Source organism: Paenibacillus sp. 01T442 (assembly GCF_056398345.1).
The window spans coordinates 1-10,380 of record NZ_JBFTPF010000118.1; the positions used below are offsets into that span (position 1 = coordinate 1).

Here is a 10,380-nt window from a genome sequence, read left to right on the forward strand (position 1 = left end):
CATCCAACCTGGCGATTTAATAAATATTGACGTTTCGGCAGAATTGGGAGGTTATTATGCGGATGCGGGGCAGTCTTTTCCAATAACTCCAACCAATCCATCCTTATTGCGTTTATGTGAATACACACACAATACGATGATGAAAGTAATCTCTTCACTTAAGCATGGCGTTAAATTGAATGAAATCGGACGGATTATTCAAATCGAGGCTAAAAAAGGCGGCTATAACGTTATTAATAATTTGTGTAGTCACGGTATTGGAAAATCCTTGCATGAGGCTCCGACAGAGATTCTTCCTTTCTATAACAAACACGATAAACGTGTATTGAGAGAGGGTTTAGTCATTACAATTGAGCCTTTTTTATCAACGGGTGCGGATTATGTCGTTGAGCAGTCGGATGGGTGGACATTTAGTTTACCGGGCGGCGGCTTTGCGGCACAACATGAGCACACCATTATTATTACTAAGAATCAACCTATCATCGTGACGGTAGCTTAGGATAGCTGAACAAAAGTGGAGGACGCAGAACGTTTGTTCAATGATGATGAGTCAACGCGCTAGGACCAAATGGTCTAGCGCTTTTTTTGTTTCAGCAATTTAATTAATAGATTGGTAGAACATTTTTTCTATTTTGGAACTATTTGAGAGCACACGTCGTATGTATCATGCAGAGAAAATTCCGCTGTCGAAAGGAGGTGACCTAGACAATGAGTATTAATCTTGTAAAAGGTCAAAAAATAGACTTAACGAAAGGCACTACCGGCCTTTCTAAACTTGTAGTTGGTCTTGGATGGGATCCAGTGACAAGTGAATAAATCTGCTTATATCCGAGTAGTGAATGCTGCCAATAATCAAGAGTTGAATTCGGTTTAATTTAACTGATAATTACGCAACGAGCTGAACGTTACCAATAAAATAATAAAACGGAGGTAATCATTCCATGCCAATCAATCTATCTAAAGGTCAGAAAGTAGATCTTACAAAAACAAATCCAGGGCTATCAAAAATATTTGTAGGTCTTGGTTGGGACACGAATAAATACGATGGTGGCGGCAATTTCGATCTTGATTGTTCTGTGTTTTGCACAAACGCTGCAGGTAAAGTTGATAATGAGAAAAACTTTGTTTTCTATAACAACAAGGAAAATGAAAATGGATCTGTTATACATAATGGTGACAACCGTACAGGTGACGGAGCTGGTGATGACGAACAAATAAATGTTAATTTATCAGCAGTTCCACCATCGATCGAGAAAATTGCTTTTGCGATTACGATTCATGAAGCTGCAGCGCGTAATCAGAACTTTGGGCAAGTTTCCAATGCCTACGTTCGTATTGTTAATGAAGTGGATGGCCAAGAGCTAATCCGTTACGACTTGGGTGAGGATTTCTCCATTGAAACTGCAGTGGTCGTAGGTGAATTATATCGGAATTCAGGTGAGTGGAAGTTCTCGGCGGTAGGCAGTGGGTACAGAGAAGGCCTTGGTGGTTTAGCGAAAGATTACGGTTTAGCTTAGTATTATGGAATGATAGAAGCCCTCGCCTTATACGCGACGGCTTTTTGTTTTGTCTTAGTTTCAATTGAATATGGGCAATTTGCGTACCCTCCTACTAAGCTGTTTTTGAGTTTCTTGCCCGTACTCGGGAGTACATGGCTTTCAGAAGACCGTCAATTTGAGCCGTTGTTTGAAATCGCGATGCAAAAAGAACTTTATCAACTCCTATTCGAATGGTTATGTGCAGAGTCTGCCGTGGAGTGGAGTCGAAATCCCCAGAATCGCACCGCAGAAGGAATGGTACAAGATGTATTGGTGGTTGTGGCGGCGGGGCTGGCACCTGTGCTGTCATAATCAATCATACGGATTTAGCTTGGGGGCAACCTGGTTCGCCGAACCTTATTTTGGTTAAAGGGAAGGGAGAGGCCTAACCCAAAGGAGATGTTTTTCATGCCAAACGTACAAAAAGTAGTATTAGAAGCATCCGCGCTTAAAGTTGTGCAAGATAATGAAAACCCACCGTATTTATTTGACCTGGGTCCGGAGAAAGGGCGCGAAACAGTCGATGCTGTCCAATCAGGAGATATTGAGAAACTACCGGTCGACATTCAAGATAAAGTAATCGAGGGAGGTTCGAGCGGTCAAGTATCGATTAGGCTGATGCGCCCGAAAAATGTAACGGCAAAGTTGCCGGTCATTCTTTACATTCACGGCGCCGGCTGGGTATTCGGCAACTCACATACCMATGATCGCCTCATCCGAGAGTTGGCGGTCGGTACAGAAGCGTGCGTTGTATTCCCGAACTACAGCCTTTCGCCGGAAGCCAAATATCCTACGGCCATCGAAGAAATTTACGCCGTCCTGCAATGGATTTCCGATAACGGTGAAGAAAACAGGTTCGATACGGATCGCCTCTATGTAGCTGGTGACAGCGTAGGCGGAAATATGACGGCAGCTATTACACTGATGGCGAAAAATCGCAAAGGTCCAAAGATTCATAAACAACTGCTCTTCTATCCTGTAACGAATTCGAGCCTGAATACGGAATCTTATAAGGAATTCGCAACTGGTTATTTCCTTCGGAAAGATGGTATGGCTTGGTTTTGGGAGCAGTATGTGGCGGAGCCGCGGGATAAGGAAGACATCTATGCAGCACCGCTGCGCGCGACCACAGATCAGCTTGCAGGACTCCCACAAGCACTCATTATTACGGCTGAAGCCGATGTCTTGCGCGATGAAGGCGAGGCATATGCCAATAAGCTTCGCGAAGCAGGCGTTCACGTGACTGCTGTCCGTTTTCAAGGCATAATTCACGATTTCGTTATGCTTAACGCTTTGGCGGACACGGCTGCAGCTAGAGGTGCGATTACGCTTGCAAACGCGTGGTTAAAAGAATAATCAGAACGGTAGGAAGTATATGACAACCTATTACCATATAAGATGTACAATGACCATCGGAAAAAGGGGGGAGTGAAGCTGTGGGAGTGCCTTGGGCTTACCRGCACTAAAGCTGGATGCGAGAATGGGGACTGCGGTGCATGCACCGTATTGGTTGATGGCGCCCGATCAAATCCTGTTTTATGCTTGCTGTTGAAGCTCCTGGCCGCAAGGTCACAACGATTGAAGGCTTAGGTGGAGAGACGGCTGTGCAGCAAGCATTTATTCCAGCTACGAAGAGATCCGGAAAGCTGTCCTTGTAGCGAAGGCAAAAAGCAGGATGAAGGTGTGACAGAAATAGTTAAATCAAACAAAAACCATCGCCATTATGAATGGCGATGGTTTTATTCAATAAAGGGTAGGAATCGGAGGACACGCTACAGTATCGATATACCTTGAATCTATGCCATCATATAACCAGAATGATCCTGTCCACCTAAAACCTGATGTTCCGAAGGACTCTACACGAATCGGAAAAAACCAGAAACTGTCGCCATTTTTTAACCATACATAGGTGTATTGATTAACGCAATCGATCATGTATGAGCCAGAGGACTTTGCCGGGGGATATGTGGGCGGCGGAGGCAGCTGTTGCAAACTCATTGTCCATTCCACTCCTTTAAAAGTAGGTGTTTATCATTCCTTATTCATGTTATGTAGGTGAGTAACCATTTGTCTGTGCGGCAGCCTAAGATTAAAGACGTTAATCTTTATGTTCAAATAAAAGTATGGGAATGTGAAACGGTATGTTACATTACTTTTAAGTAGTTATTTCGGGAATTATGTGTATCAAATTTGTTATGGAAACATGTATACGATAAAATTAATTCCAGATAAGGAGAAGCGAAATGAAAATTGCGAATGCTATTTTAATGAAAGAGATTAATTTAAATAACGTACGTCAAGCACTTAAACAAATCGAAACGGCTACCAAACCACAACTGTCCAAATTAACTAAGCTCAGTGTGGTCACCGTTAATTCTCTTGTTAAAGAATTGCATGAACTAGGAGAAATATTTGAGGACGAAACGGTCCCTTCCAACGGTGGAAGACCGGCTTTAACCTATCGTTTTAATTATGATTTTAGTCTAGCACTTGTTATCAGTTTAAAAGAGAATCAAGGCAACGAACTAGTTACTGTTATGGTTGTTAACTTAGAAAATCGAATTATAGATAAAGAAGAACATATATTGCCGCGGTTTGAACGCCAATTTCTTTACGAAAGTATTGAACATCTTATCAATCTGTATCCTTCCATTAAAGTGATTGGCTTTGGAATCCCAGGGCAAACAGTAAACGGAGAAGTGACGGTAACTAGTCATAGTGAATTAAAAGGAATCCGTTTAGCTGAAGAAATCGAATCAAAGTTTAATATGCCAGTGTTGGTTGAAAATGATGTTAATGCAGCTGTCAGCGGTTTTTATGCGAACCATGAATTTTCTGATGATAGGTCGATCGTTGGMATTTACTTTCCTACAAAATATCCTCCAGGCATGGGAATTTATCTTAATGGCAGTTTAGTTAAAGGTAAGAGCGGAATGGCTGGAGAAATTAAATTCCTCCCAAACGATCAACAATGGAGTCAAATGAACAGTACACTATTTGTCCAATCCTTATGTCAGCTCATTCATACAGTGAACGCTATTCTCGCGCCTGACATGGTTGTCGTTTATGTAGATAGGGTAGACGTAAGTTTCTGGAGAAACGAGTGGGAGAGGTATCAACAGGAACATATCATGCCGACCTATCCTGAAGTGATTCAACAAGACACGTTCCAAGAGGATTTCGAATCTGGCTTGCGATGGATCACACTAAAAGAGCTGGAACCGACCATTAATTTCAATTAAGAAAGATCCCTGAGTTCCTCCAGGGGTTCTTTTTTAATATATTGACAAAAAAATATGAATCGCACATACTAAATAAAGGTTCTTTATAAAGTATAATTTTAAAGGGGGTGGTTATATGGCTACATGGTTTTTACTTATTATATATCTTGCTTTCGTCAGCCTCGGTCTTCCAGATTCATTGCTGGGATCAGCTTGGCCTGTCATGTGGCAAGACATAGGGACATCAATGGGGGCGGCGGGAATTGTGTCCATGACGATAGCCGCGGGGACCATTGTATCAAGTTTAGCTAGCGGTGCTATAGTTAAACGTCTGGGAACCGGAAAAGTAACTCTAATTAGTTGCTTATTAACAGCAGGGGCGTTACTCGGATTTTCAATTTCACCTTCCATGCTGTGGCTCATTATTTTTGCTATTCCCCTTGGACTTGGTGGTGGCTCTGTTGATGCAGCTTTAAATCATTATGTTGCTGAAAATTATAAAGCTCATCACATGAATTGGCTCCATTGTTTCTGGGGAGTTGGGGCTACAATGGGTCCAATTGTAATGTCAGGATATATAGGGGATAACGGCTTCTGGAGGGGAGGATATGTTGCGGTATCCAATGTTCAGTTTTCACTCGTTGTTATATTGTTTGTCACGCTTCCTCTTTGGAATCGTGTGGCTGCCAAACGTAAGGAAGAACGTTTACGAATGAGTGAAACTATCAATAAACCAGAACTTGAGCCGGTCGACTCATCCTTAACGAAGGTAAATATCCTACAAATCAAAGGTGTAAAACCTACTCTAATCGCTTTCCTATTTTATTGTGGCGTTGAAATGACCATAGGACTATGGGGGGCCAGTTATTTGGTTGGTCCATTGGAAATTTCCGCTGAGAGTGCGGCCCGCTGGATCTCCTTGTATTATGCAGGCATTACATTAGGAAGGTTGATAACCGGATTTATTGCCCTTGAGGTTAGTAATCGTGTGTTAATTAGATACGGACAGATCGTAACAATTGTCGGGGGAATATTTCTTCTACTTCCATTATCGGGTACATTTTCTTTAATTGGAATTATTCTTATAGGATTAGGCCTTGCTCCGATATATCCTGGACTTTTGCATGAAACTCCCGCTCGTTTCGGACGCGATAATTCAGCCAAATTAATGGGGTACCAAATGGCAGTCGCCTACACCGGAACAACATTCCTTCCCCCTATGTTTGGTCTTATTGCGTCACAAATTAGTTTATCTCTATTCCCAATTGTCGTCTTAGTATTTCTCGCCCTAATGTTGATAAGTGTGGAAACGGTGAATCGTATCTTAAATAAACAAGTGAAGGGGAATAACTTGTGAAAATCGCGCACATCGCTATGTATGTAAAAGATCTGGAGCTTAATAAACAATTTTTCATCAAATTCTTTAATGCCAAATCCAATGCAATGTACGTTAACGCTCAGACCGGGTTGAAAACGTATTTTTTAACCTTTGATGAAGGGGCTGATTTAGAGATTATGTCTAGGCCGAATATGACGGATGGATCTAAAGAGTTGACCAGGGCAGGATTCAGCCATATGGCATTTAGTGTTGGCAGCAAAGAAAAAGTTGACTTATTAACTAGGCAGCTAGCGGATGCCGGTTATGATATCTTAATTGGCCCTCGTACTACGGGGGATGGTTATTACGAAAGTTGCGTTTTAGGACCTGAAAATAATCAAATTGAAATTACTGTTTGAGTGCTGTATCTAAGTTCCTTCAAAAATCGCTACTATATGCACTCATGAGACATCTGTGACCAAAGCAGATACGGGATCGGCCTGAATGTGTTCGCCACAGAGAACCTATTTAAAAATATGATCAATTTCGTTGATTTCTTTTTTTGTCAGGTGGACGTCTAATGTTTTTAAATTATCTAGCACTTGATCTGTTCTTTTTGCACCGGGAATGACAACATCAATTGAATCATGTGTTAAATACCAAGCAAGGACTACATGAGCAACTTCGGCATTTTTTTCATTTGCAATTTTACGGAGCTGCTCTACCTTTTCTAAATTTTCATTAAATTTACCGCCATGGAAGTGAGGCATATCTTTACGAAAATCATTGAATGTCATATCCGTATTGTATTTACCGGCCAGCAAGCCCGAAGCTAGTGGAAAGTATGGAATAAAAGAGATTTTATTCTCTGTCGTATAGGGAAAGAATTCTTGTTCCGCTTCACGCTGCAGCAAATTGTAGTTTCCCTGTAATACATCAACATAGTCATCCTTATTGGCTTCTTTCAATTGTTCGAGTGAAAAGTTAGAAACGCCAATTGCTCTAATTTTACCTTCGTCTTTAAGCTGGTTTAAGACTCCAACCGCCTCATCCTTTGGTGTATCCTGATCTGGAAAATGAATATAAAATAAATCAATGTAATCTGTTTGCATCCTTTTCAAACTATCTTCAACGGCTTGTTTTAAAAAATAAGGTGAATTATTCATGGCAAGAACATTGCCGACAAGTGTAAGGCCGGCTTTTGTTGCAAGGATGAGTTCATGACGCTTACCTGCTTCTTTTATCACTTCACCTACTAACTCCTCTGAACGTCCTATTCCATAAAAAAACGCTGTATCTAAAAAATTCACTCCATTGTTGATCGCAGTCCGCACCAAATCTTTGCCTACTTCTTCATTTAAATTAGGAAAAACATTATGCCCACCCACAGCGCTTGATCCAAGCCCGATTGGATTGACAACTAAATCTGTTTTACCAATTCGTGTTAGCTTCGTCATTCTCTTCAACTCCCTCTCATTTTACCCTACTTTTACCAGTATCCACATCATAATGCATTACGTTACGTAAGTTTCAAGCGCATAATAAAAAAATTTGATGGCGACCGAAAATGAAAAATAAAAAACGAAGCGAAGCACACGAAAAAATGTGCTAGCTTCGTTTTTTTGTCGAGTAACAAGAAAATAGATCGATAAGCATTGTCCCATTCACCGCATCTATGGCTATTGTGAAATATATTAATTACATGTATGCATCATTTTCGTACTATAGTGGAATTACGAAGAAATAAGCATTTTTACGGAATGGTACGCACTCAATCATCTATAGAAGTAGTTCGCTATCCGTAGATCTGTCTGAGAGGAGAGATTAAATATGATGCACTTTTATTTCTCAAATAAAGCTCATATTTTTTGGGATGATGTGATTGAAGCCGTTGTGATTCGTTGGAACTCCTTAGCACAGGAAGATGAGTTTCGCGTGCCTCTTAATAAACTCATTGAACTTGCAGTTATAAAAAAAGCAAAAAAAGTATTGATTGATAAAAGTCCAAGTATCGTTTTGGCAGAAGACGCTGTCTGGTTATCCTCAGAATGGTTGCCAAAACTCCTAAATGCGGGCATTCAATACACGGCTACTGTGAGTCCAGAGAATACGATTACTAGTGACGATATGAGACAATCTATTGAAAAAAATACAACTGAATTACGTTATCATGATTTTGAAGATATTCACAATGCAGTTGGTTGGTTATCAGAAATATCTGCGTGATACGAGATTCCCTTTAGTGAACCATTTCAATAAATTTTTCGACCGCGCCTGAAATTGGCATGTTGCGCATAATCATAATCCCTACATGCGATGGTGGAATCGGCACGTCTAATTGAATTTCGAAGAGCGTACCTTCTTCGAGTTCTTTGGATACAAATTCTCTGGTCACATAAGAAATTCCAAGTCCTTTACGCGCTAACTCAATAAGAAGATCCACACTTCCAACCTCAATTTCGGGTTTGAGTTGATGACCATAACTTTGAAACACTTCCGTAATGGCCATTCTTGCCCGACTATTTCGCGAGAATAGAATGAGTGGATATTGAAGTAACATATCCAAAGATAGTACTACATTTTGAAGCTCGGAATATAGATTTCCTGCTACAAAGCAGTCTTGAAGCTGTAAGCTTTCCCTTACTTCAAGTTGGGGATCTGCAATTGGCATACGAACGACACCCAAATCAATTTCGCCTTCTTTTAAAAGAGCAATGATCTCAGGTGTTGTTCCGTGATTAAGATGAAGTCGAATGCTGGGATATTGTTTATGAAATTTTTCCAAGTATTGAAGAATGTAATGCTTAAACAGTGAATCGCTTCCGCCGATCCGTAGTTCGCCACTATCTAAATTTTTAAGCGCGGCCATTTGCTTTTCAGCTAGCGATATAAGAATTTGGGACTTCTCTATGTAGGAATACAGAACTTCACCTTCATGAGTTAGCATTACGCCTTTGGAATTACGGTAAAACAATGTCATACCAAAGCTGTCTTCGAGTTGTTTAATGGCGTGGCTAACGCTCGGTTGGGTGAGGTATAAGACTTTAGCAGCCTGTGTTAAGCTACCGGTCTTCGCAGCCCAATAGAAAACTTTATACAATTCGTAATTATTGTTCATAAAATGAGGCTAGCTCCTAGATTGATTTAATAGATATATCAAACATTATAGTGGAGCAACGACAAAGAAACCAGTAAAGGAGAGATTAAATTGGAGCCAGTAACATTTGTTTTGTTCGGAGCTACAGGTGATTTAGCCAAAAGAAAGATTTACCCAGCCTTATATCAATTGTACATCGATCAGAAACTACCTTCATCCTTTTCATTAATTGGTCTTGGAAGAAGGGAACTAACTCATAAATCATTTCAGGCCAATGTAGAACATTCCCTTCTTACTTTTTCCCGAAGTGATGTGAAAGATGCTGTTAGGATCAAAAAATTCCTGAATTCATTTCAGTATCATGTTCTAGATGTTGACCGTAAAGAAGATTACACAAAGCTGCTGAAGCTGGTTGAAGATCGGGAAGCTGAGCTTAACATAATGCCGAATCGCATGTTTTATTTGTCTGTAGGACCTGAATTCTTTGAGACAATTGCAACAAATATTCATGAAAGCAGGCTTGGTTCAGCTGATGGCTGGAAGCGTCTGGTGATCGAGAAGCCTTTCGGCCATGACTTGGAATCGGCAAGACAATTAAATCATACGTTGAACCAAGCATTTGATGAATCTGACATTTATCGAATTGATCATTATTTAGGCAAGCCTATGGTCCAGCAAATGGGTCAACTACTTCAGTCAACTCTTACGGAGCAGGATTTAAGAACACGTACGATTGCCAGTGTACAAATTTCCGCAATTGAAACCTTGGGTGTGGAAGAAAGAGCTGGCTACTACGATCATGCAGGCGCCATCCGCGATATGTTTCAGAATCATATGCTTCAATTATTAATGATGTTAACTATCGAGTTTCCGAAGCGAAGTTCAGTAGATGAGGTTGGAAATCTTAAAAGTAAAATCATGAAGTCGTTAATGCCATTAAATAAAATCGATGTTACGCAACATGTGGTTCGTGGTCAATATGCTTCAGGGGTGATAAAAGGGGAGCAGGTTGTCGGTTATAGAAATGAGGCTGGAATAGCTTTGGATTCTCAAAATGATACTTTCATCGCAGCTAGACTGCGAGTTGATGATCCGTTCTGGAAGGACACGCCCATCTACATTCGTACAGGAAAGCGGCTGAAAGAGAAAGCGACGCGAATTGTTATCGAATTTATATCCCAGGGCCCTATAAAGGATCTCTTGATC

At 40.7% G+C, this 10,380-nt stretch carries 11 protein-coding genes and 2 pseudogenes; 11 read left to right on the forward strand and 2 right to left on the reverse strand.

Annotated elements, in window-relative coordinates:
- The 9 genes and pseudogenes from AC1DLM_RS33225 to AC1DLM_RS33265 all read left to right on the forward strand — a co-directional run.
- Positions 1-499: M24 family metallopeptidase (locus AC1DLM_RS33225; RefSeq protein WP_477572369.1), on the forward strand; the 499-nt coding region annotated here is incomplete at its 5' end.
- A 209-nt stretch (positions 500-708) separates the two neighbouring features.
- Positions 709-810 (forward strand): annotated as a pseudogene (locus AC1DLM_RS33230) (TerD family protein); the annotation flags it as partial.
- 131 nt (positions 811-941) lie between these two features.
- Positions 942-1,517, forward strand: coding sequence for a TerD family protein (locus AC1DLM_RS33235; RefSeq protein WP_477572370.1), 576 nt, complete (start codon positions 942-944; stop codon positions 1,515-1,517).
- Between the two features lie 114 nt (positions 1,518-1,631).
- Positions 1,632-1,850 carry a hypothetical protein gene (locus AC1DLM_RS33240; RefSeq protein ID WP_441990161.1) on the forward strand — a complete coding sequence of 73 codons (219 nt, stop codon included), beginning with the start codon at positions 1,632-1,634 and terminating at the stop codon, positions 1,848-1,850.
- Between the two features lie 96 nt (positions 1,851-1,946).
- Positions 1,947-2,894 carry an alpha/beta hydrolase gene (locus tag AC1DLM_RS33245; RefSeq protein ID WP_477572371.1) on the forward strand — a complete coding sequence of 316 codons (948 nt, stop codon included), beginning with the start codon at positions 1,947-1,949 and terminating at the stop codon, positions 2,892-2,894.
- A gap of 90 nt (positions 2,895-2,984) precedes the next feature.
- Positions 2,985-3,157: pseudogene (locus tag AC1DLM_RS33250) on the forward strand ((2Fe-2S)-binding protein); the annotation flags it as partial.
- A 624-nt stretch (positions 3,158-3,781) separates the two neighbouring features.
- The gene (locus AC1DLM_RS33255) at positions 3,782-4,780 is read left to right on the forward strand and encodes an ROK family protein (protein ID WP_477572372.1); all 999 of its coding nucleotides are present in this window, start codon (positions 3,782-3,784) and stop codon (positions 4,778-4,780) included.
- Positions 4,781-4,895: 115 nt separating this feature from the next.
- Positions 4,896-6,116 carry an MFS transporter gene (locus AC1DLM_RS33260; protein WP_477572373.1) on the forward strand — a complete coding sequence of 407 codons (1,221 nt, stop codon included), beginning with the start codon at positions 4,896-4,898 and terminating at the stop codon, positions 6,114-6,116.
- Entirely contained in the window at positions 6,113-6,496 is a 384-nt protein-coding gene (locus AC1DLM_RS33265) for a VOC family protein (RefSeq protein WP_477572374.1), read from the forward strand. The genes AC1DLM_RS33260 and AC1DLM_RS33265 overlap by 4 nt, the downstream gene beginning before the upstream one ends.
- A 105-nt stretch (positions 6,497-6,601) precedes the next feature.
- Here AC1DLM_RS33265 and AC1DLM_RS33270 read toward each other — a convergent pair whose 3' ends face one another.
- Complete coding sequence (locus tag AC1DLM_RS33270; protein WP_477572375.1) at positions 6,602-7,534, reverse strand: aldo/keto reductase; 933 nt, start codon at positions 7,532-7,534, stop codon at positions 6,602-6,604.
- Positions 7,535-7,907: 373 nt separating this feature from the next.
- Between AC1DLM_RS33270 and AC1DLM_RS33275 the strand changes: the two genes are divergently transcribed.
- Positions 7,908-8,303, forward strand: a complete 396-nt coding sequence (locus tag AC1DLM_RS33275) for a hypothetical protein (protein WP_477572376.1) — start codon at positions 7,908-7,910, stop codon at positions 8,301-8,303.
- 13 nt (positions 8,304-8,316) lie between these two features.
- On the opposite strand, the gene AC1DLM_RS33280 is transcribed toward AC1DLM_RS33275, so the two are convergent.
- The gene (locus AC1DLM_RS33280; protein WP_477572377.1) at positions 8,317-9,195 is read right to left on the reverse strand and encodes a LysR family transcriptional regulator; all 879 of its coding nucleotides are present in this window, start codon (positions 9,193-9,195) and stop codon (positions 8,317-8,319) included.
- Between the two features lie 90 nt (positions 9,196-9,285).
- Here AC1DLM_RS33280 and AC1DLM_RS33285 point away from each other — a divergent pair.
- Positions 9,286-10,380 (forward strand): glucose-6-phosphate dehydrogenase (locus tag AC1DLM_RS33285; RefSeq protein WP_477572378.1); only part of this gene is annotated, 1,095 nt, incomplete at its 3' end.

Excerpts from the sequence above, each read along its gene's own strand:
- AC1DLM_RS33270 (WP_477572375.1), bottom strand. The coding sequence starts at position 7,534 with ATGACGAAGCTAACACGAATTGGTAAAACAGATTTAGTTGTCAATCCA.
- AC1DLM_RS33235 (WP_477572370.1), top strand. The coding sequence starts at position 942 with ATGCCAATCAATCTATCTAAAGGTCAGAAAGTAGATCTTACAAAAACA.
- AC1DLM_RS33280 (WP_477572377.1), bottom strand. The coding sequence starts at position 9,195 with ATGAACAATAATTACGAATTGTATAAAGTTTTCTATTGGGCTGCGAAG.
- AC1DLM_RS33260 (WP_477572373.1), top strand. The coding sequence starts at position 4,896 with ATGGCTACATGGTTTTTACTTATTATATATCTTGCTTTCGTCAGCCTC.
- AC1DLM_RS33275 (WP_477572376.1), top strand. The coding sequence starts at position 7,908 with ATGATGCACTTTTATTTCTCAAATAAAGCTCATATTTTTTGGGATGAT.